22 protein-coding genes are annotated in these 22,021 nt (G+C 59.5%); 12 read left to right on the top strand and 10 right to left on the bottom strand.

The window, feature by feature from the left end; all coding sequences use genetic code 11:
* Nucleotides 1–150: 150 nt before the first annotated feature.
* The 9 genes from D3250_RS01010 (at nt 151) to D3250_RS00970 (ending at nt 7,707) form a co-directional block, all read left to right on the top strand.
* The gene (locus D3250_RS01010; protein ID WP_119901509.1) at nt 151–363 is read left to right on the top strand and encodes a Flp family type IVb pilin; all 213 of its coding nucleotides are present in this window, start codon (nt 151–153) and stop codon (nt 361–363) included.
* Nucleotides 364–468: 105 nt separating this feature from the next.
* Entirely contained in the window at nt 469–855 is a 387-nt protein-coding gene (locus D3250_RS01005) for a TadE/TadG family type IV pilus assembly protein (RefSeq protein WP_119901508.1), read from the top strand.
* Nucleotides 843–1,823, top strand: coding sequence for a pilus assembly protein TadG-related protein (locus D3250_RS01000; RefSeq protein WP_119901507.1), 981 nt, complete (start codon nt 843–845; stop codon nt 1,821–1,823). The genes D3250_RS01005 and D3250_RS01000 overlap by 13 nt, the downstream gene beginning before the upstream one ends.
* A 9-nt stretch (nt 1,824–1,832) precedes the next feature.
* Entirely contained in the window at nt 1,833–2,546 is a 714-nt protein-coding gene (locus D3250_RS00995) for a CpaB family protein (RefSeq protein WP_119901506.1), read from the top strand.
* Nucleotides 2,543–3,733, top strand: a complete 1,191-nt coding sequence (locus D3250_RS00990) for a CpaE/TadZ family protein (protein WP_119901505.1) — start codon at nt 2,543–2,545, stop codon at nt 3,731–3,733. The genes D3250_RS00995 and D3250_RS00990 overlap by 4 nt, the downstream gene beginning before the upstream one ends.
* On the top strand, nt 3,730–5,217 hold the full coding sequence (locus D3250_RS00985; protein ID WP_119901504.1) for a TadA family conjugal transfer-associated ATPase: 1,488 nt from the start codon (nt 3,730–3,732) through the stop codon (nt 5,215–5,217). The genes D3250_RS00990 and D3250_RS00985 overlap by 4 nt, the downstream gene beginning before the upstream one ends.
* On the top strand, nt 5,214–6,167 hold the full coding sequence (locus D3250_RS00980; protein ID WP_119901503.1) for a type II secretion system F family protein: 954 nt from the start codon (nt 5,214–5,216) through the stop codon (nt 6,165–6,167). The genes D3250_RS00985 and D3250_RS00980 overlap by 4 nt, the downstream gene beginning before the upstream one ends.
* Nucleotides 6,168–6,172: 5 nt before the next feature.
* Complete coding sequence (locus D3250_RS00975) at nt 6,173–7,072, top strand: type II secretion system F family protein (protein WP_119902217.1); 900 nt, start codon at nt 6,173–6,175, stop codon at nt 7,070–7,072.
* On the top strand, nt 7,069–7,707 hold the full coding sequence (locus D3250_RS00970) for a prepilin peptidase (protein WP_119901502.1): 639 nt from the start codon (nt 7,069–7,071) through the stop codon (nt 7,705–7,707). Before D3250_RS00975 ends, D3250_RS00970 begins: the two co-directional genes overlap by 4 nt.
* On the opposite strand, the gene D3250_RS00965 is transcribed toward D3250_RS00970, so the two are convergent.
* Together D3250_RS00965 and D3250_RS00960 are read right to left on the bottom strand one after the other, a co-directional pair.
* Nucleotides 7,697–8,986 (bottom strand): alpha-hydroxy acid oxidase, encoded by a 1,290-nt coding sequence (locus tag D3250_RS00965; protein ID WP_119901501.1) that lies wholly within the window; start codon nt 8,984–8,986, stop codon nt 7,697–7,699. The genes D3250_RS00970 and D3250_RS00965 overlap by 11 nt on opposite strands.
* A gap of 57 nt (nt 8,987–9,043) precedes the next feature.
* Complete coding sequence (locus D3250_RS00960; RefSeq protein WP_119901500.1) at nt 9,044–9,586, bottom strand: NADPH-dependent FMN reductase; 543 nt, start codon at nt 9,584–9,586, stop codon at nt 9,044–9,046.
* Between the two features lie 50 nt (nt 9,587–9,636).
* Here D3250_RS00960 and D3250_RS00955 point away from each other — a divergent pair, with 50 nt between their 5' ends.
* Together D3250_RS00955 and D3250_RS00950 are read left to right on the top strand one after the other, a co-directional pair.
* Nucleotides 9,637–10,353, top strand: coding sequence for a GNAT family N-acetyltransferase (locus D3250_RS00955; RefSeq protein ID WP_119901499.1), 717 nt, complete (start codon nt 9,637–9,639; stop codon nt 10,351–10,353).
* Nucleotides 10,354–10,497: 144 nt separating this feature from the next.
* Complete coding sequence (locus tag D3250_RS00950; RefSeq protein WP_119901498.1) at nt 10,498–11,358, top strand: methylenetetrahydrofolate reductase; 861 nt, start codon at nt 10,498–10,500, stop codon at nt 11,356–11,358.
* 58 nt (nt 11,359–11,416) lie between these two features.
* On the opposite strand, the gene D3250_RS00945 is transcribed toward D3250_RS00950, so the two are convergent.
* Both D3250_RS00945 and D3250_RS00940 read right to left on the bottom strand, forming a co-directional pair.
* Nucleotides 11,417–12,652 carry a styrene monooxygenase/indole monooxygenase family protein gene (locus D3250_RS00945; protein WP_119901497.1) on the bottom strand — a complete coding sequence of 412 codons (1,236 nt, stop codon included), beginning with the start codon at nt 12,650–12,652 and terminating at the stop codon, nt 11,417–11,419.
* Nucleotides 12,653–12,692: 40 nt separating this feature from the next.
* Entirely contained in the window at nt 12,693–13,469 is a 777-nt protein-coding gene (locus D3250_RS00940) for an SDR family oxidoreductase (RefSeq protein ID WP_119901496.1), read from the bottom strand.
* A 252-nt stretch (nt 13,470–13,721) separates the two neighbouring features.
* On the opposite strand from D3250_RS00940, the gene D3250_RS00935 reads away from it, so the two are divergent.
* On the top strand, nt 13,722–14,750 hold the full coding sequence (locus tag D3250_RS00935; protein WP_119901495.1) for an AraC family transcriptional regulator: 1,029 nt from the start codon (nt 13,722–13,724) through the stop codon (nt 14,748–14,750).
* A 12-nt stretch (nt 14,751–14,762) separates the two neighbouring features.
* On the opposite strand, the gene D3250_RS00930 is transcribed toward D3250_RS00935, so the two are convergent.
* From D3250_RS00930 to D3250_RS00905, 6 genes are all read right to left on the bottom strand, one after another.
* Nucleotides 14,763–16,394 (bottom strand): phytoene desaturase family protein, encoded by a 1,632-nt coding sequence (locus tag D3250_RS00930; RefSeq protein WP_119901494.1) that lies wholly within the window; start codon nt 16,392–16,394, stop codon nt 14,763–14,765.
* Nucleotides 16,395–16,588: 194 nt separating this feature from the next.
* The gene (locus D3250_RS00925; protein ID WP_119901493.1) at nt 16,589–17,125 is read right to left on the bottom strand and encodes a flavin reductase family protein; all 537 of its coding nucleotides are present in this window, start codon (nt 17,123–17,125) and stop codon (nt 16,589–16,591) included.
* Between the two features lie 279 nt (nt 17,126–17,404).
* Nucleotides 17,405–18,184, bottom strand: coding sequence for a cyclase family protein (locus D3250_RS00920; protein ID WP_119901492.1), 780 nt, complete (start codon nt 18,182–18,184; stop codon nt 17,405–17,407).
* Nucleotides 18,185–18,233: 49 nt separating this feature from the next.
* Nucleotides 18,234–19,874: a thiamine pyrophosphate-binding protein gene (locus D3250_RS00915; RefSeq protein ID WP_119901491.1), complete on the bottom strand. Its 1,641-nt coding sequence runs from the start codon at nt 19,872–19,874 to the stop codon at nt 18,234–18,236.
* 35 nt (nt 19,875–19,909) lie between these two features.
* Nucleotides 19,910–20,650, bottom strand: coding sequence for an alpha/beta hydrolase (locus D3250_RS00910; RefSeq protein WP_119901490.1), 741 nt, complete (start codon nt 20,648–20,650; stop codon nt 19,910–19,912).
* Complete coding sequence (locus tag D3250_RS00905) at nt 20,647–22,011, bottom strand: MFS transporter (RefSeq protein ID WP_225973069.1); 1,365 nt, start codon at nt 22,009–22,011, stop codon at nt 20,647–20,649. Before D3250_RS00905 ends, D3250_RS00910 begins: the two co-directional genes overlap by 4 nt.
* Nucleotides 22,012–22,021 lie beyond the last annotated feature (10 nt).

The raw sequence follows: 22,021 nt of genomic DNA, 5'->3' as shown, positions 1-22,021 counted from the left end.
GGCAAAACTCTCAGAGCGTAACATTGCGCAAACTGATCTTTGCAGTATCAGCAATAACATGACAGAATCCTTTATGGCACCTGATTCCCACCTGGACGAAGGGGCCTCAGACGGCCATTCGGCCCCGTACTCTCACGTGAAGGAACCCCCATGACCCGTGCATACGCGCTTGTAGCCACCCTCCAGTCCATGGTCGCGGACCGTGTCGAAGGTCGTAAGGACCGCGGAGCCACCGCCGTCGAATACGGCCTCCTCGTCGGCCTCATTGCCGTCGTCCTCATCGTCGGGGTAGGTCTATTCGGTGGTGCTCTGAATGACTACTTCAGCAGCCTTTCCGACACCGTGAGCGGCTGGAACGAATAGTTTGTAACACCTCAGGAAGAAAGTTGCCGGTGGACTGCCTTCGGGCTCCACCGGCAACTTTCACATAACCAACACACTGAAACACCCAAAGGAGAGGACCGGTCCGTGAAAACACACCGGCGTGATCGCGGTGCCTCAGCTGTAGAATTCGCTCTCGTCGCTCCCATCGTGGTCCTCCTGCTGCTCGGGATTATCGCTTTTGGCCACGCTTTTCACGTCCAGTCCGTTCTTTCCAATGCCGCCCGCGATGGTGTGCGAGTCATGGCGCTGAGCGACGCCCCTGCAGACGCACGCCAAACGGCTATTGAGTCCGCCTCTCCCTCGGCAAACGTCGCCGCCTCACAAATCACTGTCACTCCCGCCAGCTGCGCGGCTGCCGGGACATCCGGGCCGGGTACCGCCACCGTGACGATCACCTACCCGCTCAACCTCCTCGGCTTAGGCACGCCCGTCAACCTGACGGGCAAAGGGACCATGCGATGCAACGGTTGAAAAACAATGACCGCGGTGCGGTCGCCGTGATCGTCTCGCTGATGATTGTTCCAATCCTGATCCTCGCGGCCCTAGCTATCGATGTGGCCGCTATGCACGCAGACCGCCAGCAGCTGCGGACCGGAGCCGACGCCGCAGCACTCGCGGCAGCCCAGGACTGCGCCCGAGACGACTGCACCACCACTGAATCCACAGCCCAAACCATGGCGGACGCTAACTTCAACGGCGACGGGGCAACCGGTGCCATTATTGAGCTCGATGAGACCACCGGATCAGTCAGCGCACAGACGAGCGCTGTCCGGGAGCATTGGTTCGGACCCATCGCGGGCATTGACCAGACCCGGTTAGAAGCCCAAGCCAGCGCACGATGGGGATACCCCACCGGCGGAACCGCAGTGCTTCCCCTGGCTTACTCATGGTGTGAGCTCGAAGCCCAGACAGGCATCGAAGTCCTGCGCGATGGATCTGGTGCCGTCATCGGCGTCGATATCCCATCGACCACACCCCAGCGCACCATCTACTCCACAAAGTCTTCCAAGACTGAGTGCACCGGCCGCTCCAACAACAAATTGCCTGGCGGGTTCGGGTACTTAGAACCCAATCCCCAGAACTGCGGTAAGACTGAATCGGTGATCGACGGATGGGTCGAGACTGATCCTGGTAACAGCGCTCCCTCGCCGTGCACCAACGCTGACTTTCGCAAATGGGTGGGCAAGACCGTCCTCCTGCCCATATTCGACCTGGCCCAAGGCACGGGCAACAACGCCAGGTACCAGATCTTTGGATATGCGGCATTCACTCTGTCCAGCTACCACCTCGGTGGATCATTCAGCTACAACGCGCCGTGCAGCGGCAGTGATCGCTGCGTGCGCGGCAGCTTCGACCGCTTCGTGGACCTGTCCGAAGACTTTGACTACAGCCCCACAAGTCCCCGCATGGGCGCCTCTGTGGTAGCCCTCACAGAATAAGGCACCTATATGTCCCGCCGTATCCTCGCCGCAATCGTCGCGGTGATCCTCGCCGCAGTAGCGGCTGTGCTCGTCATCAACTATGTGACTCAGGCGGATGAACGCGCAATGGCTGACATGTCACCGGAGAGCGTGCTTATCGTCACCGACTCCGTGGCGGAAGGTACGCCGGCATCGGAGTTGCAGGAATACGTCACCGAAGACAATGTGCCTGCTGCCACAGTGGTTTCGAACAGCCTCACCTCGCTCGAGGACGTGGCAGGACAGGTGACCACCGCCCCGCTCTATCCAGGCGAGCAGCTGGTGCCCGGCCGTTTCGCCCGGCCGGAGGACCTCGAGCCCGATGATGAGGTTCAAGCACCAGAGGGTTACCACCAGATCACAGTCCAACTTCCTACCACCCGAGTCATCGGAGGGCACCTCGCCGCCGGGGATACAGTGGGTTTCTTCGTCAGCCCTGAAGAAGGCGAAACGCAGCTGACGCTGCAGAAGGTCCTGGTGACCCGGGTGCAGGGCGGAGTCACCGTCATCGAGGACGAGGATGGCGCAGAGAGCACCGAGCCCGCCGAGGACACGCTCATGGTGACCCTTGCTGCAGAGGTCGAGGACGCCAAGCTCGTCGCCCATGCCGCAGAGTTCCATGGAATTTGGCTCTCCCTAGAGCCCGAAGAGGGCCCTGAGGATGAAACCGACCCAGTCAGCCCAGAGGATGTGCTCGAATGATCCGCATTGCAGTGGCCGGAGCCGGGCCGGATGTGGAGAGCACCTACGCCACAGCCGCCCAGGAAGCATACGTCGCTTTTCCCGCGCCGTACTCCGAGAATCCCGCTGACCTGCTGGGACGGCTCAACGGGGCCCCGGCACCGGGCGTGATAGTCCTCGACTCCCGCACAGACCTCGAACTGTGCCTGGGACTTGCAGGTCGCCTCGCCACAGAGCATCCGGACACCGTAGTCCTGCTGATCACCGATCAAGCTGAGACGCTGGGTCTCCGGGCTATGCGCGCCGGTGTGAAGGACCTCGTTCCCGCTATTGCGGACACCCAACAGGTGACTGAGGCTCTTCATGATGCCGCTCACCTGGCGAAGAAGCTCGCGGCGCACCATGCCGCACCTCAGGAGAATGAACCCACCGGGCGGGTCATCACCGTCGTCTCACCCAAGGGAGGGGCAGGAAAGACCACGGTGGCCACCAACCTTGCGGTAGCGCTGGCCAGCGCCATGCCCCACTCAACAGTGATCGTTGACCTTGATCTCCAGTTCGGCGATGTGGCGACCGCCCTGAATCTCACCCCGCAACATTTTCTGCCGGATGTGCTGCAGAGCGTGGCCACCGGGGACACCATTGCGATGAAAACGCGCCTGACTCTGCACGACACTGGCCTGTACGTGGTGCCGGCCCCTGACCACCCGGCTGCCGCCGACAGCATCACCAGCGGCCAGGTCAGTCAGCTTCTTCAGCTGTTGAGCCGAGAGTTTGCCTATGTGGTGGTGGACACCTCGCCAGGCATCACGGACCACACCCTAGGAGCACTCGACCAGACCACGGACCCCATTCTGCTGACCACGCTGAGCGTTCCCGGGGTGAGCGGACTGCGCAAGGTTGTGGACACCCTGTCCGTCCTGCAGATGTTTACCGACCACAATCACCTGGTGGTCAACTTCGCCGACACCACCCACGGAGTCTCCCAGAAGGACGTCGACGAGACTCTAGGCGTGCCGGTCGAGACGTCGATCCCTGTCTCCAAAGGGGCTCCTGCCTCAGTCAACACCGGGGTCCCCCTCATGCAGAGCCGGGCGCGGGATCCGCTGGTGAAGGCACTGGCCCCGCTTGCCAGCAGACTTCTTCCCGACGGGGTAGATCTGGATAAGCGAGGAAGGGTTCGCGAGCGGAAGAGGGCAAAGACATGAGCTTATCGGAAAGGCTCCAGGCCGCTCAACGCCGTCAGCAGCCCCGCGGTGGCTCCAGCCAGGCGAGTTCAGACGCCTCATCGCAAGAGCCCGGCACGCCGGACAACACGGCCTCCGCGCCCACTACCCGCGCCGCCGTGCGCAAGTCTGCTGCCCACGCCAAGAAACAACCGAGTCCCGCGGCTCAGACCGAACCCGATGACGCGCTGCGGCAACTCAAGGACCAGGCGGCAGCCACCCTGTTCAAACGGATCGGCGCCCGCCTGAACGACCCCTCCCTGGGTGAGCAGCAGCTGCACTCGCTGGTCCGTGCCGAGCTCAACGCGGTGATCGAAAAGTCCTCCGTCCCGCTCAGCACCGACGAGCGCCGACGACTGACTACTGAGGTTCAGGACGACGTTCTCGGCTACGGTCCGCTCCAGCGTCTTCTCGATGACCCAGACATCACGGAGGTCATGGTCAACGGTCCGGAGATGATCTACATCGAGAAGTTGGGGCAGCTGCAGCGGGCCTCCAGCCGCTTCGCTTCGGAAGAGCACCTTCGTCTGGTGATTGAGCGGATCGTCTCCCGGATCGGGCGTCGTATTGATGAGTCGGCACCGATGGTGGATGCGCGGCTCATGGACGGCTCCCGAGTCAATGCGGTGATCCCGCCGCTGGCGTTCAACGGCTCCTCGCTGACGATCAGAAAGTTCAGCAAGGACCCCTTCAAGGTCCAGGATCTCATCCAGTTCGGCACCCTCAGCCCCGAGATGGCGGAACTACTCGATGCCTGCGTCGCGGCCAAGCTCAACGTCATCGTCTCCGGAGGAACCGGCTCAGGGAAGACCACCCTGCTCAATGTGCTCTCCTCCTTCATTCCCGAAGGTGAACGGATCGTCACCATTGAGGATGCTGTGGAACTGCAGCTGCAGCAGGAGCACGTAGTCCGGCTCGAGTCGAGACCGCCCAATGTGGAGGGTAAAGGCGAGGTCAGCATCCGGGACCTGGTGCGCAACTCCCTGCGTATGCGCCCTGACCGCATTGTGGTGGGCGAGGTCCGCGGCGGAGAGAGCCTGGACATGCTGCAAGCCATGAACACCGGCCACGACGGCTCGCTCTCCACGGTGCACGCGAACTCTCCACGTGACGCCATCGCACGGTTGGAGACGTTGGTGCTCATGGCAGGTATGGACCTGCCGCTGCGCGCCATTCGGGAGCAGATCGCCTCTGCGGTAGATGTGATTGTGCAGCTCACGCGCCTGCGTGACGGCACCCGACGGGTGACCGCAGTCACCGAGGTTCACGGCATGGAGGGCCAAACGGTGACCCTTCAAGACGTCTTCCTCTTCGACTACTCCGCAGGTGTCGACGAATCCGGCCGATTCCTTGGCAAACCGGTCTCCACCGGCATCCGGCCCCGCTTCACCGACCGTTTCGCCGAACTGGGCATCACCGTATCCCCACAGGTTTTCGCCCAACCACCCACTGGGTCAGGGCGATGACGGACATTCTGACCGAGAACCCGACGATTGCCGGGGCCGTTATCGCCGCAGCACTGGCTGCCGGGCTCCTGTGCTATCTGGTGCTCTCCCCTGGACCGGTGCAGATCCCGATTGAACGTCGGCGCCCCGGGCACATCCCGACCCAAAGCGCCCTGCAGAGAGGCGCGGCCACGGCCACCCGGACGGTCGAACGAGCCATGGGACGTCGCGGCACTCCAGTAGGAGCATCCACCTTGGACCTAGCGGGAATGAAGACCCGCCCCCAGGATTTTGTCTTTCTGATCATCGTCGGATCTCTTGTCGGCGTAGCCGTGGGCCTGCTGCTCCACGGTGCGCTTCTGGCAGTCCTGCTGGCGGCAGTGATCCCGCTGGGTGCACGGATCTTTCTCGGCCTGCGCATCACCAAACGTCAGAAGCAGTTCGCAGAACAGCTCGATGACGTCCTCCAGCTGATGGCTTCTAATCTGAGGGCCGGACACAGTCTGCCTCAGGCACTCTCCTCCGTGGCCAAAGAGGCAGAGAGCCCCACCTCGGATGAGTTCGTGCGCATCATCAATGAGACCCGCGTAGGCCGTGACATCGGCGTGGCTCTCGACGTCACGGCCGAACGGATGAACAGTGACGACTTCTCTTGGATCACCCAAGCCATCGCAATCAACCGGGAAGTCGGCGGCAACCTTGCTGAGGTGCTCGACGGCGTGGCAGACACCATCCGACAACGCAATGACATCCGCCGCCAAGTAGCCACCCTGAGCGCAGAGGGCCGACTTTCGGCACTGATCCTCATGGCGCTCCCGTTCGGGTTAGCGGCTTTCCTACTGGTCACCAACCCCTCGTATCTGGCGCCGTTCACTGAGAGTCTCCTCGGATACGGACTGATGATTGCGGGCGTGCTGATGCTCATTGTCGGCGGGCTCTGGCTGAGAAAGACCGTGGAGATCAAATTTTGAACGCCGTGCCCGAGCTGGTGGTCATTGCAGCCCTCTGCACGGGACTTGCCGTGGGCTTGGGGAGCTGGGCCATCTGGGTGGCCGTTGATCCCGTACCCCGACGGGCCCGAGCCAACCTCCGGCGGGGTGGTGTCAGCCTGCTTGCTGCCACACGCGATAGCCACAGCGAGCGACCCAGGCAGTCTGCCGCTACGTTTGCCCGGCGCATGACGCCGGAGCTGATCGTCAATATCCTTGACCGGCAGCACACCCTCGCCGGGAGACCGGCCGCGTGGCCGGTGGAGAAGCTGCTCACCCTGAAGCTCCTGTGGCTCGCGGCGTCGATCACGATCAACGTCCTCCTTGTCCTCTCGGGCCCACCGCCCCTGCTGATCCTGATGAGCGTGATCGTCATGCTCGTCGGCTATTTCCTGCCCGAGCTGCTGCTCAGCAGCGAAGGTCAGAAGCGCAGCCAGCAGATCGAGCTGGAACTTGCGGACACTCTGGACCAGATGACCATCGCAGTTGAGGCAGGCTTGGGGTTCGACGCCGCCATGGCACGAGCGGCGGACAATGGGAAAGGTCCGCTTGCCGATGAGTTGGTACGTACCCTGCAGGACATCCAGATGGGCAACTCCCGTCGGCAGGCCTTCGAAAGCCTCACCACGCGCACCACAGTCACCGATCTGCGCCGTTTTGTTCGCGCCGTCATTCAGGCCGACGCCTACGGAGTGTCGATCGCCGGAGTCCTACGCACGCAAGCTGATGAGATGCGTCTAAAACGACGGCAGCGGGCTGAGGAGAAGGCCCAGAAGATTCCGGTGAAGGTGCTCGCACCACTGATGCTCTTCATCCTCCCAGTGATATTCATAGTGGTGATGGGCCCCGCCGCGATCAACATCTTCGAAACCTTCAGCAACCTATGACGGCGGAGTCTCTCTGGGCCCTTGCCATCACGGCGCTCCTCGCCGCGCTGCTGGCCTGGTGCTTCACCCCTGTGGTCCGGGCATTCGCCGAGCCGGGAACGGTCTGGCTGCGTACGCGCGCACATCTGCCGCTCGCCGCGCTGGCCGGGTGGGGCGCTGCCGTTGTTGCAGAGAGCGCGGCTGAACTTGTGGCTCTTGCTGCCGTGGGGGTGGGGTGCTCCCTGTTGATCGTGATTGATCTTGTCTCACATCGGCTGCCTGATCTGCTCGTGGCGGGTACCCTAGGCGCCCTTCTGGTTCCGCTAGTTGTTGCTTCTTCTCTCGGCCATCAGTGGAGTGCGCTTGGACGGAGCCTCTTGGCCGGTATGGTCCTTCTGCTTGGATATTTCCTACTGGCGCTGATCACCCCGTCAGGCTTAGGGCTCGGGGATGTGAAATTCGCAGCAGTCATCGGTTGCCTACTCGGCTGGTTCGGCTGGAGTGAAGTGGCCATGGGGACGCTTCTGGGCTTCACTATCAACGGAGTGATCGCTCTGGTGCTGGTGCTCAGCCGGGGTGGGGGCAGGAGCTCGGAGATCCCTTTCGGCCCTTCGATGGTGTTCGGTGCAGTCCTCGCTGTGGCTATCAGCGTTTAGGGTCGACAGGTACCAGACGAGTCAGCTGGGTCACGTGTTCTGGGCGCAGCTCGCTGAGATCGGAGACCTGCAGCAGTTTCATAGTGCGTTCGATCTGCTCTGCCAGAATCTCGATGGCGCGGTCCACCCCGGGGCGGCCGCCTGCCATGAGTCCGTAGAGGTATGCCCGCCCGATGAACGTGTACTTGGCTCCATGGGCGACAGCTGAGACGATGTCTGCGCCGTTCATCACACCGGTGTCCACGCCGATCTCCAGATCGGCTCCGACCTCACGCGCTACCTTAGGCAGCAGGTGGAACGGCACCGGCGCCCGGTCCAGCTGGCGCCCGCCGTGATTGGACAGCACGATTCCATCCACACCGAGGTCCGCAAGTTTCTTAGCGTCCTCGAGGTTCTGCACGCCCTTCACCACTAACTTACCGGGGAAGAGCTCACGGATGATCTCCAGGTCCTCAAAGGAGATTGAAGGGTCCATGGCCTTGTCCAGCAGCTCCCCGACCGTGCCGCCGGTGCTGGAGAGTGAGGCAAACTCCAGCGGCGGTGTGGTCAGGAAGTCGATCCACCACCAGGGCCGGGGGATGGCGTTGACGATAGTGCTGAGGCTCAGCTGGGGTGGGATAGAGAACCCGTTGCGCTTATCCCGCAGACGAGCCCCCGCCACCGGAGTGTCGACGGTGAAGAAGAGAGTGTCGAACCCGGCTGCGGCTGCACGCTCGGTAAGACCATAGGAAATCTCCCGGTCCTTCATCACATAGAGCTGGAACCAGTTCCGTCCGTGCGGGTTGGCCGCCTGAACGTCTTCAATGGACGTGGTGCCTAAGGTGGACAGTGTGAAGGGAATTCCGGCGGCTCCTGCCGCGGAAGCTCCCGCGATCTCGCCCTCAGTCTGCATCAACCGGGTGAAGCCGGTGGGCCCAATGGCGAACGGCAGGGCGGAGGGGCCATCCATGATCTGGGACGACATGTCCACGGAGGTGACGTTGCGCAGAATTGAGGGGTTGAACTCCACATCCTCGAAGGCCTGACGGGCGCGCGTCAGGGAGAACTCACCCTCAGCGGCGCCGTCGGTGTAGTCAAAAGCGGCTTTTGGCGTGCGGCGCTTGGCGATCTTGTAGAGATCCTCGATGGTTAGGGCGGCACTGAGACGACGTCGCGAGGCATTGAAGTCGAACTTCTTGAACTTCATCAACGGGGCGATGTCCGCGGGTTTGGGCAGCTGGCGCTTCACCGGGATACGTGCGTTGCTGACGGTACTATCACTGACGGAATGCTCAGTCATGCGTTCTCCTCAAGGTCAACGTAATAGCGACACTAGCCGAGAAAATGGGTGTTTGTGTCAAGAGGTGGGGTCTGTGAATTCGACAAATGCCTCGATGAACGCCTTGGCGCGCTTGGTGGTGCGTTCGTCGGCGGTACCGTCGTCACTGAAAGTATCAGGGCCCACCTGGATCGCCAGCAGAGGCGATCCCATGAGTTTCACACCCAGCGGAGGCAAGAACTGCCGCATCTGGGCCTGGCTATTAATGGTTGCGAAGCGTCCCGTAGAAGCCCCAGCGATCCCCACGGCCAGGCCCTTCAGCTGCCCTTGCTGCCGGGGACGCGAAAGCACATCGACAGCATTTTTTACTGCAGCCGGGAAAGACTGATTGTGCTCCGGTGAGACGATCAAAAGTCCATCAACGCCGGCCACCTGCTCCTTGAACCTCCGCAGCACCTCCGGGAAGTCCTCATCCATATGACGGTCGTAGATAGGCAGTTGGGAGATCTCAATCTCCTCCAGCGCCGCACGCCGCGGAGCTTGGGTCAAGAGCAACCCCGCCAGCTTTCGGTTAATGGAGTCTCTGGCGAAACTTCCAATCATGTATCCGATCTTCACCATATGCCAAAGGTACCGCCCTGAACCTCGCCACAGCTCAGTAGTCTGGTGTTATGACGGGATTAGAGTCCCACACCGAGCACATCATTATGCTGGCCTGGTCCCGGGCACTCGGTTTGGACGACATGAGCTTGGCGGCCAGCTCCCGTGGCGAGCGCATCGACGCAGTTGACGAGGACGCGGCAGTAGTGAGCCTGGTGCAGTTATTTGGCAGGACTGTTCTCTACGGGCCAGCAACGCTTCTACGTGCCGCACGGGACATTCCGGACGAGGAACTCGCATTGGAAACGAGGCTGCTGGATATTGCGCGTCCACAGTATCCCGGTGCGCGCATCCTCGGCGAGACTCATCTGCTCTACTGCGAAGAACCCCCTGAACTAGAGGGCTCAGATCGACTGTCCGTATCGCACAACCCGGAGCATGTTCGGCAACTGACCACACGATCTCCAGCTGATGATGTGGCGCGGTCTGGGGTCGGGGCGTCTGCATGGACTGCTTCGCTGGTTCGCGAAGACACCGGCGAAGTAGTCGCCGCAGCAGGCCGGGATGTGTGGCAGGAGATCCTAGGAGACATCGGCGTGCTCACTCACCCGAGTCACCGCGGCCTAGGGTTGGCGCGGTTCGCCGCTGCAGTCGCAGTGGAGGAAGCGTTCGGTGAAGGGCTGATTCCACAATGGCGTGCCGCCGTTGAATCGCCGGGCTCTCTACGCCTTGCCATCACCCTCGGCTTCACGCTTTCGGGACACCAGACCACCGTCACCCTGGGCTGACGCCCAGGGCAGAGAACCAGGACTAGCCGTTACAATCAGCTTCAGCAGTTTGCCCCAGAGCACAGCGCATGTCACGCCCTAGGATCAATGAGCAGGGTCGCAAATGTAGCTTTGTCTACCGATGCCTACCCCCAAGGAATTTGCATGTCCAGTCCCGTCGCCCGCAGCGATGATGAAAAGCGCGTTCTCGCGTCCTTGGTGGCCAATATCAGTTATGAAGTGATGCCCTTCAAGTCGGTTCGGGCCAAGGTCCTGGCGGCAGTTCCTCACGAGGTGCCGCTGACTGTGACCGCTACCGGCAAGCAGGGTCTTGAGCCGACGATTGAAACAAGTATCTTTCTGCGCGAAAAGGGCTACACGGTGGCTCCCCACGTGCCAGCACGCATGGTCTCTGGGCCCGACGAGCTCGATGCTGTGGTATCTCGACTCGAGGCGGCACAGGTCGACAGAATCTTTATTGTTGGAGGCGACGTCGAAGAACCGGCTGGCACGTTCACTGACGCCCTAAGCCTCTTGCGCAGCCTGCGTGAACGGGGACATCATTTCAAAGATGTGGGGGTCGGCGGTTACCCGGAGGGACATGCGAAGTTCTCGCAGAGCGACATCGAGCGGGTCTTAGATGATAAGGCGGAGTACGCGGACCGGATCCTGACACAGATATGTTTCGACCCAGACACCATCACGGCTTGGGCGTCAGGGCTCAGGGACCGCGGGGTAGACCTGCCCGTGTATGTAGGTATGCCTGGCGCGGTCAGCCGGCAGAAGTTGATGCGAATTTCGGCCGGTCTTGGGCTTGGCCAGTCAGCGAGCTTCCTGAAAAAGCAGCAGAACATGTTCTGGAAGATGTTCAGCCCATCCGGCTACAACCCGTCAAAGCTGGTTCGCGGGCTCGTTCGGAATCTAGCTCAGTCAGAATCCACAGTCACAGGCTTCCATATTTTCACTTTCAACGACCTTGCCAACACTGAGGCATGGCGACGTGACCTGATCTCACAGAGCAAGTAACGCGGTCAGTTGCCCCCAGTGAGATGACGTAGACCGCAGCCTCCGCGAATCCTAAAGCTTAGGCTGTCGGAGCGTAGACACGGGCAGCCTCATCCAAGTAGTGTTTGCCAACTTCTTCCTCCAGGAACCAGGCAGAATCCTTCGGATCATTGAAAATCTCAACGAGCCGGTGAGCGACATCCGGACTATCATCGGCGACCTGCAGGGCCCTTTGCATGTGATCGGTGGGCGGGGCCAAGAGCGCGTTGGTCCACCGCACCACGTGCTGAGCGTAGTCGTAGTACTCCTCAAAGCAATCCTGCATGAAATCAGCGTCGAAGGGCCCCTCATGGCTCAGGATCGAATGCAAGTAACTATGCGCACAACGCGAGGCGTTGTTCGATCCCTGCCCGGTGATTGGGTCGTTGAGCAAAACTACATCTGCCATACCAAGCACTGGGGCTCCTGAAGGTAGATAGGCGACGGGTTTGCGGATAGTTGGGGGGAAGCGCCCCGCCAAGACGCCACCGTCATCTGTGAGTTCCACTTCCCGGCAACGGTCCGCTTCCCATGGCAGATAAGTGTCAAGAATCTTCAGCGCTTGCTCAAAATGCTCTTGGGGCGATAGGCCCTTCCAGCAGTCCATCGGCCCCCCAGGCAGGCCTTCCATGACCATGATCTCGCAGGGTCCCGATTTCGTGAGCGCAGGGAATACGAAATACTCACCGACTCCTGGGATCAGGTTGAAGCTGACCGCCGAGAATTCATCACGCGGTCGCATTCCGTGAACATATGTGAGAGCCAGGGCTCGCTGGGGTGCCGAGAAGACACTGCGATCATCGTCGCGCGTGAACAGTTGGGCGATTTCACCCTTGCCTGCTGCCACAATTACCAAGTCGTAGGTTCGGGAGTAGCGTTCGAGGCAATCGATATCGGCGGTTTCAACGACGATTGAACCTCCCTGGCGCTCGAAGAACTCCATAAGCCGAGGAAACTTCACGCGCTGATCGATTGCCTGCGCGGGGTGGTCTAGCCGATGGGCCCACGAAACCGCGGTCTCCCCGGGAACCTCCGGGTGCGGAATTTTGAAACCTATGCCTTCAACCCAGGGAGCGTCATCCCAAAACGTGACGCCCACTTCGCGCTCGTAGCTCAAAGGGTCGTGAAACATGCACTGGCTCGATGCCACACGACCGTCGTAAATTTCCTGCGGGTCACGATCAGAGATGATCGTGACGTCGTGGCCCTCCTTCAAGAGGCCGAGACCGAGCTGCAGGCCGGATTGACCGGCTCCTACAATGCAGAAATTTGACATAATGGCAACATCCTCTTCGGGGGTGGGGGTAAGTGATCAATCATTCGGCGAGTTTGGGAATAGCAGGGGTGGCCTGTTCTGGTCCAAGCGCGGAATAACCACCGTCAACGGCCCAGTCCGCACCGGTGACGAAAGAAGCCTTTTCAGAAATCAGGAATGCTACGACGTTGCCCACTTCTTCAGGCCGACCGACCCGGCTTAGCATGTGGAAGGAGCCACCTACTGCGTCAGTCTTCGCAATATCGCCGTCGGTGAGGTCGTCCATTACCTTCGACCAGGTCCAGCCGGGGCTCACAGAATTGACTCGGATCGAATCTTGCGCGTAATCCGCCGCCATAGAACGTGTGATTTGGACATTCGCGGCTTTCGTCGCCGGATACAACCAGCGTCCGACCTGTGCCACTGATGAAGAAATGGATGTGAAATTAACGATTGCAGGGGCCACTGAGCGACGGAGGAGTGGACGGAATGCTTGGGCCATCATCACTGCTGAGATCGAGTTGACGCTGAAAGCTATGTTCCATTGGTCACGTGTTGAATCAGGCCCGTCGTCGACGTAGGTGCACGCAAGATTCACTAGCGCGTCGAGACACCCATAAGAACTCTCGACCGTTCGTACAAGCTGCGCAATCGCCGCATCGTCTGTGATGTCTACCGCATGGAATTCGACACCCTCAGGTAGGTCCTGGGCTCCTTGCTCATCAATATCGACGACTAGAACCCTCCAACCGGCGTCGAGAAGTGCCTGAACAACGCCAACTCCTACTTTGGTGACACCACCGGTAACCAGAGCAATCCGTTGTGGTGACTGGTTCATAAGGGCTCCTTCTGATTGGTCCTACAATGTGACATTAGCCACTGGGCAGGCGGGTGCGGGAGCCAGAACGCGCATTGCTCTGTCCGATTAGCGATCGAAGTGCTCCATCCCGGTGTCCCGTCGCTCGCCACAAGACGAGCACTACGAAATGTGGCTTGGGACTGCGCGTTGTGGCTAAGAATCGCGCATATGTGACTGTCCACACACTTGTGGCCTCGGTAGGATCATGCGCATGTAGCGAAAGGGATACTGATGGAGGAGCCGGATCGCACGAGGCACGCGGGACGCAAATGGCTTCCTTTGGCTGAGTCGAAAACGATCTCAACTGTTGAAGAAGCACAGGCTTTCGTAAGCAATTTGTTCGTGCCGCACCAGCTTGAATTATTGTCCCGGGGAGCGGAGCTCAACCTGAAACTGCGTGCTGTGTGGTCAGGGAGCACCGGCCTCATCTTCATGGACTACGGCGATCGAGTCAGAATATCGCCAGAGCCGTTGACGGGCTTCGTCCTTGTGCAAGTGCCCCTCGAAGGGGCGGCGCAGCTGAAGATCGGTCACAAGACTATTGAATCCACTCCAGGGAAGGCGAGTCTGCCTTCTTGCCAAGAGCCCTCGGTCATGCAATGGAGCAAGAAAACCCCGCATCTATGTCTTTACGTGCGTCAGGATCAAATAAATAGGGTCGCTTCATCACTATACGGAGTCCCCGAGCTCGCTCAAGACGTTCAGCTAGGGTCTGCAATTGACCTGCGAACTGAGCCCGGGCAACGCTTTCTTGCAGCACTGCGCGATTTTCACGACGACCTCCAATCCCACGGAAATGTCACAGGAATGCACCGCTTATCTCAAGAAAATCTACTGGGACGCTTACTCTTGGCGGCCCCGAATTCCTTGAGCCAATCCCTAGATGTGTGGCCTGCTGACGGCCCGGTTCGCAACGAACAGTCATCGCGGTTAGCCCACGATTTTGAGGCATTGGTGGATCACCATTTCCACGAGGATGTTGCCATCAGCGACTTTGCTGAACGATTGTCAGTCTCGATCCGTACTCTCCAAGTTGCTACGGCAGCCGCTTTTGATCTCACGCCGAGTAAGGTCCTCTTACGACGTCGGCTGGAACACAGTCGTAAATTGCTTAGTACGTCTGAGAACTCCCATCGGCCGGTCGCTGATATTGCTCTTGCTAGTGGCTTCAATCATCTCGGAAGATTCGCTTCTGCATATAAACAATACTTCGGTGAGCTACCACGCCAAACTCGCCAAAGTGTCACCCCGCGTTATTGACATGGTGGGTGCTCATTTGTTGATACCCCCGAGAAATGCAGGACGCCGCCGCGTGAGCTTCTCTATGCGTGCCGCGGCAAGATAACCGCTACCACCGCTCAATCCTGGTCCAGGGTGCACCGAGGCGCCAATGTGGAACAGGCCCTTTACGGGTCTATTCCAACTGGGTCCGTCCGCGAAAGGCCGCCACTGCAAGTTCTGGTGAATCTCGGCGCTTCCCCCATAGGGGTCTCCAGACACCGCGTTAGCGTTGAAATATTCCAGGTCGGCCGGTGAGATGACTTTGGAGGCGGTGACTAGATCACGAAATCCAGGGGCAAAGGTCTCGATCCGCGTGAGAACTCTTTGCAGGTACTGTTCTTTGAGCTCTTCTGTCCAGGCCCCCTCCACAAGCAGGTCGCCACTTGCATCGGTCTTCGGCACGTAGGGCACTTCTTGGAGTTGCACCCACAACGTGGAGGCCCCAGCGGGAGCACGCGAAGAATCGAGCACGGCTTGCTGCCCCACAACTATCGTCGGTTCTGCGGGCAAGCGGCTCGCTTCCGCCTGAGCGCAGGCGACCGCAGTGCTGTTCGAACCATCAGATAGGTGAATCAGGGGCACGTCCTTGAGGTCTGGGTTGCTCCATGGAACATCTCCGGAAAGCGTGAGATGAATCTGCATGGCGGCGCGACCTTGAAGGTACCTCTGCGAGGCCCCTCTCTGAACCTCGACTGAGGGTTCGTCTGCCAGAAGTTCCTGGTACAGAGCCTGCGGAGAAACCGAAGCGAGCACTGAATTGGTGGCGTGAAAGCGATCTCCGTTGTCGGTCTCCACACCGACCGCGCGGCCAGCTTGGGTAATGATGCGATTGACGCGTGTTCCAGTGTGTATGTCCACCCCAAGGTCGTCCAACAGTTTCGCGAAGGCTGTCGTGAAGTGGCGTGCTCCACCCTTGACGATCGGAAGTCCGGCTTCATGCAGGCTAGATGCGAAAACTGGAATCATCATTCCTCCAGTTGCCGAATCGGGGGTTAGGCCCGCATGGAGGAGCCAAGGCGTCCACAGCTGGTCAACCTCCCAACCGCGAAACTGCTGGCGCACATAGCTTCTTCCGCTCATCAATGCAGTTCGGGCAAAACGAACACTCCCGCGCATTTTGGCAGAGCGGAACAACCGAGTTCCGAGGCGGGCCATGTTGGTCGGAGACAACTCAGAGCCGAGTGCACCGAAAACGATGTTCGATAAGTGGTGAAACTCGTTGAGCATATCGCGGTAGGCGGCGCGATCCCCCGGATCCTCGAAACGTGAAACGGTCTTAGCCACGTCTCGGTACCCCACTACTGTCCGCACCTCACCGGAGGGCGTTGTGGAGATGGATGCCGTGACCGCATCTTCAGTATTGCAGTAGGTTAGGCCACGGCATTCGAGCTCCGGGCCCAGCTCAGCATATGCAGCACCGGTGACGAACAACGGGTGCCAAGACGAGTACGTGTCATGAACATAACCCGGCTTCAGAAGTTCACTCGAAGCAATGAATCCGCCTATATCATGGTTAGCTTCGAGAATAGCCACTTTTAAGCCTGTGTGTGCAATTTTCGCTCCGGCCACGAGAGCGTTGATTCCCGAACCAATAATAACGGTATCATAGCTGTTGAGCGACATTTAGTTCCTTATATTTAGCTATATTGAAAACGTTTAGAATTTATATATGTACTGCTTATGACGCCAAAGTTAGCTGGACGCGGCGCTGATTTGGCAGTGTTCGCCGCATTTCTACAATCCACCCGGACCACGGGTCTGAGACAAGCATGTATTGTTCACCGTCTGGTGGAAAATCCTGACTCTGAGGTGTCTGCTCATTCATGACTCTTCCTCTCGTTATGATTCGTGACCATTTTTCCTCGATGAAACACCAGTGCACGACTCTCAGGATTCGCCACGAAGTCATGAATTTCTCCAATCAGGATCTTGTGGTCACCAGCATCGTGAGATGCGAAAAGAGTGCATTCGAATGTGGCCACACTCCCGTTGATGACTGGTGCTCCGAAAATACCAGAAGAGTAATCTACTCCGGCAAATTTATTTTCAGAGGGTCGCGCAAAGTGTTTAGCTAGTTCGCCTTGACTGGCTGCGAGTATATTTATTGCAAAATGACCGGCGCGCTCGAATGCTGGCAGTGAAGGCAGGTGACTGGCTGGGCAGAACATCAGTAGTGGCGGGTCCATCGAAACAGAGCTAAAGGAGTTTGCTGTCATACCGATCAGAGATCCATCGAGGTCTCGTGAGGTGGCGATCGTGACTCCGGTTACGAATTGTCCGAATGCACTACGCAATTCCCTGGGATCAAATGTCGGTTGTGTAAGTTTCTCGTTTTCAGTAATTGTGGTAGTCATTTTGGGGTTCCTTTCACCGTGGGCGACAAAAGAGTGTGTCTGATTAGCGGTTTATGTGATAGCTACCAGCTAACCATGTGACACGCGCCACTTCTATCCAGGAAGCGAGCCAGTAAGTCCCCTCAGCGCAAGGTCGCGAGGTCTCTTCGCTGTTGCAGTGTGGAGCACCTGAAGTTTTCCGAAGATAGCTGAGGTCGAACCACGACGTAAGGAACCCCAAAAATCATCCTCCGACCTCAACCAGCCTTGTCGTGCTGGTTCCCTCGGAGAGTGATGATGCTATGCCTCGTCCTGAACTAATGCGTACACACGGGAGGGACTTGCGGTACCGCCGACGATAGGAAGTGGTGCCACAATCAGCATGGCGCCTACTGCCGGCAGTTGGTCAAGGTTCTGCAGCGAGGTGATCCCGTACTTGTCGTTGCCTAGCAGGTGATAGTGCACGGGGAACGGCGGATCCAGTTCGGCGCCGCGACCGGCATCAATCCCCACTGTTTCAACGCCGATGCCAGAAAGTGCGGTCTCCTCAGCGATCCATTTAGCCGCTTCCGCTGAGATTCCGGGGGTATGGGAACCGGTTTCGTCAGTGTTGACGAAGGCCTCCTGATCGTGGGAGAACCGGTCCCAGCCGGTGCGCAGCAACAGCCAGCCGTTGGTCGGAAGAGCACCGTTCTCTGACTCCCATGCATGAATATCGTCGACCTGAAGGAGGAAGTCGGGATCGGCCTCGACCTGAGCGCGCACATCGATGATCGCAGCGGGCCCGATCAATCGATGTGGTGGGATAGTGGCGACGTCGTGGCCCTCGCGGCCGGAGATCCAGTGGATTGGAGCGTCAATATGGGTGCCCACGTGTTCACCAGTGTGAATATTGTGGTGCTTCCAGAAAGGACCGGGCTCATCGTACTCGCTGACCTTGTCGAGGCTGAAGTCGATCAGGTTCACGAACGGATCGGGCAGTTTCAGGGTCGGCGTAGTAGAGGAGAGGGGGTTGGTCAGGTCGACAATGCGCACCGATGTGTCAGCCAGGCCAGCCATCAGGGAATGTACCGCGGTCATGATTACTCCTTGTTGTGGATTGTGTGGTTTCTGTCGCGCTTGGAAGTACTCAGTGGCCTTGGAATGCTTCTGCGAGCCACCAGGAGCCGCCGTCATCGGCGACTTTCGCATCTATCACCAACGGGGTGCTAGGGGCAGAGGCGGCCCATTCGCCCAATGCCTCAAGGTCCTCGATGGAACGCACGGTGATGCCCTCGGCGCCGAAGCCGCGGGCGATGGCGGCGATGTCGGTATCGGGGAACGTTACGGTGGCCATGTCGTGGTCCTGCCCGAAGTGGTGAACTTCTGCCGAATAGGCGGCATCGTTATAAACAACGACCACGAGGGGCAGTCTGAGCCTGACTGCGGTTTCAAGTTCTTGGACAGCCATGAGGAACCCCCCGTCGCCAGTTCCCAGCACCGGCATGCGTTCAGGCTGGGCCAGGCCGGCGCCGATGGCGGTGTAAAGACCCAGCCCGATCGACTGGAAAGCCTGGGTGAAGCAGAAGCCGAACTCGTCGGGGACATCGAAGTACTGGCTGGGGTAACCCATGAAGTTCCCCGAATCGATGCTGACTATACGCTCCGCCGGCAGACGACGGTTGATCTCCCTGGACAATTCGCGGGGGTCGATGGTTTGGCCCGGCATGCCGAGGTCTTCGGTGGGCGTCTGGTCCCAACGAGCATGCTTCTCAATACGATGACGTACGTCAGCGGTGCGATAGCCGGCACGCTCTTCACCTGCGAAGACTTCCAACAGAGCGGAAGCGACGCCGGTCGAGCTCCCCAGCACAGGCACATCGACCGGCCGGTGGGCACCGAGCGCGGAATCCTCCACGTCGATCTGGGCGACCACGGTGTTGTTGCCAATGAGCTTGCCGTGGCGCATCGTCCACATGTTCAGTGCGCAGCCGAAGGCTACGATCAGATCGGCCTCACTGATAAGCTCTGCGGTCAGCGGCGAAGAAAACCCTCCGGAGATTCCCAGGTTGAAGTCGTCGTCGTTGAACAGACCTTTGGCCACCGCACTGGTTGCCACGAGCGCTCCGGTGGCCCTGGCCAGGGCCAAGATTTCGTGCTTGGCTCCGCGCCCTCCGCGTCCGGCGACAAACACGGGTCTCCTGCTGGCTGAGATCGCGTCGCTCAACTTTCTTACATCGACTGCGGAAGGTGCGATATCGGGCCGCGGCTCCACTCGCACATCTGGGATTTCGCCGACTGCTTCGGCCGATTGCACGTTCAGGGGTAGGTTCAGCACCACGGTTCTTCGGTCCCGCAGCGCGGTGCGATAGGCCCGCAGGGTGTCGCTCAGGGCGGACTCTGGTGAATAGACTCGTTCTGGCTCGGCCATGACCGAGCGTGCAAAATTGCGCTGATCCATAGCGAAATTGGAGTAGATTTGGTGCTCTGCGGTTTCAGCGGCCAGCACGATCATGGGAGTACGTGACTTAGCTGCCTCGCTGATCCCGGTACCGGCGTTGGTCAGCCCGCAGCCCTGGTGGAGACTAAGCACGCTGACTCGCTCGCTCATCCGAGAGTAGGCATCTGCCATTGTGGCTGCGCCCCCCTCATGGCGGGAAGCAGTAAAGGGGACTCCGGCCTGGCGAAGTGCGTTGGTGACTACGAAGTTTCCGCTCCCGACCACACCGAAGGCGTGACCGACGCCGAGACGTGCCAGATAGGCGCCGATTTGTTCTGCAACCGTAATCATCTGTGCTCCCTAGATTGCTGGAAATGGGTGGTGTGCTACTGCGATAATCTGGCCTGTCGCAGAGCTTCGCGCACTGCGGGCCAGTGAATGCTTTGAGGGTCGATCAGATCGAAATGATCTGCTCCTTCGATCGAGTGCAAACTGACGTCTGGCCGATCCTGCGCGTAATTCCGACTCATGGCAATCGGCACGCGCGAATCTTGGCCTCCGTGAATCAGGAGCGTGGGGGTGGTGGGTGTAAGCAGGTGTTCCGGGTCCAAGTCGGGCCTGGTGGCAGCGGACCGGCCCAGGAAGCTGAGCACGGCCCCCTCGCCCAGGCCTAGTTCTTCCGCCTGCTGGAGCGACGTCACTGGCGCCAGCGCTATCAGTGAGGTGAACTCGAACTGATGGGTGCTGGCGGCCCATAACGCAAGCTGTCCACCTGCCGAATGACCGAGTAGAACGGTTGGTGCGGCGGTGAGGTGGGTGGTCTGCAGCAGCTCCGTCAGAGCGGACTTCACAGACTGATGAGTCAGATCGGGGTCACCCGCTGCGCGAGGATACTCCAATGAGATAGCTTGCCATCCGTCTTCGGCCAGGGCTTTGGCCATGTGGCTGAGATGCTGCCGATCAATGTGCGCCCGCCAAAATCCGCCGTGCAGAAGAACGACCGTGCCGAGGGGATCGCCGATGGGATCCCAAAGGTCAGCCACCATATCCGGACCCTGCCCCGTGGACAGGGTCCGGACCGGTGTTGCCGACGCCCGTGAGAGAAGTTCAGGCGTAGCGTTCATCATGAGGTGGCGGGAGCTTTTTCAAGATCCTCAGCTGGTTCAGCGTCACGTGGCTCCTCCCCCGCGATTTGGAGTTCTATCGCGGTAGCACTGGGCTTCTCCTTCGGGATCAGGGCGAGGCAGATGGCGGCGACCAGCGCAGCTGCGGCAAATACGTAGAAGTTCCATGCAAAGCCAAGCGTAGATGCTGCGATCCAGCCACCGATGATCGGCCCCATGATGGCACCTATTCGCGCGAAACTCAGAGCCCAGCCTGCGGCGGTTGCGCGAGCATTCGGGGGATAGTAGTCGGTGATGTAGCCGGTGAGAATCGCGGACGTGCCAATTGCGCCCAGCCCGGCAAAGCCCACCAGGATCATATTCACTCCGAACGGATAATCCATCATCAGAAGGACCGTACCGAGTCCACCGAGAATGTAGAAGATGACCAATACTGGCCTCTGCCCGAAGCGATCGGAAGCCCAGCCGACTGCCAGGCCTCCGATGGCGGCGGTCAGGCTGAAGACGAGGAGAAAAGTGAGCGAGCTGCCGAGGTCGTAACCAGCTTCGCGCATAATCGAAGGCAACCAAGTGTTGAGTCCATATACGAGAAGCAGACCACAGAATAGGGCAATCCAGAAGAGTAGCGTCGAACGCAGAAAACGTCGAGAGAAGATCGCCGCCAGAACCTGCCGCCACGGGACGTTCGACACTTTCTCCGAATCGGCCACGCGTACGGTATCCGGATTGAACGGAGATATTCCCAGTTTCGCGGCCTGAGTGCGAGCTTTTTCGATCTGTCCCTTGTTCACCTGATACTCCAATGACTCTGGAAGCATCTTGGCGATGATGGGAAGAAAGACGATGGGCACAGCACCGATACCGACCACCCAGCGCCATGCATCAGGGTCATCGGAGCGGGTGAGAATAGCTAGCGCAGCCAGCGCCGCAGCTACGATGCCCAATGAGTAAGCTGAAAACATGAGCGTGTAGTTGAGCGACCGCCGCCAGGGTGGCGAAAACTCGATCGTCATGGCCGCTGCAATAGGTATGAGTCCCCCCATGCCGAGGCCGCCGATGAAGCGAAACAGGCCAAAGACCTCTGCGGAGGGAGCCAGAGCCGCGCCAAGCGCGGAGCCGTTGTAGATCACGAATGCGATCAGCAGGACACGTCGCCGTCCCCACAGATCACTGAGTTGGCCTATGAAGAGAGCCCCGATGAGCATGCCTATCAAGGCGTATGCGCCAAGACCACCGAGATCCATGGGGCTCAGATTCCATGGTTCGTACTCGCCGAGCGTGGGTAACACAGCGCCAAGAACGCCGATGTCGTAACCCTCAGCGAGGATTGAGAACCAACAAGCTCCCAGTACTAGCCAGGTCACTCTTTTTGGA

The organism is Nesterenkonia natronophila, from assembly GCF_003595215.1.
GTDB lineage: Bacteria > Actinomycetota > Actinomycetes > Actinomycetales > Micrococcaceae > Nesterenkonia > Nesterenkonia natronophila.
This window is presented reverse-complemented; position numbering and strand designations above follow the sequence as displayed.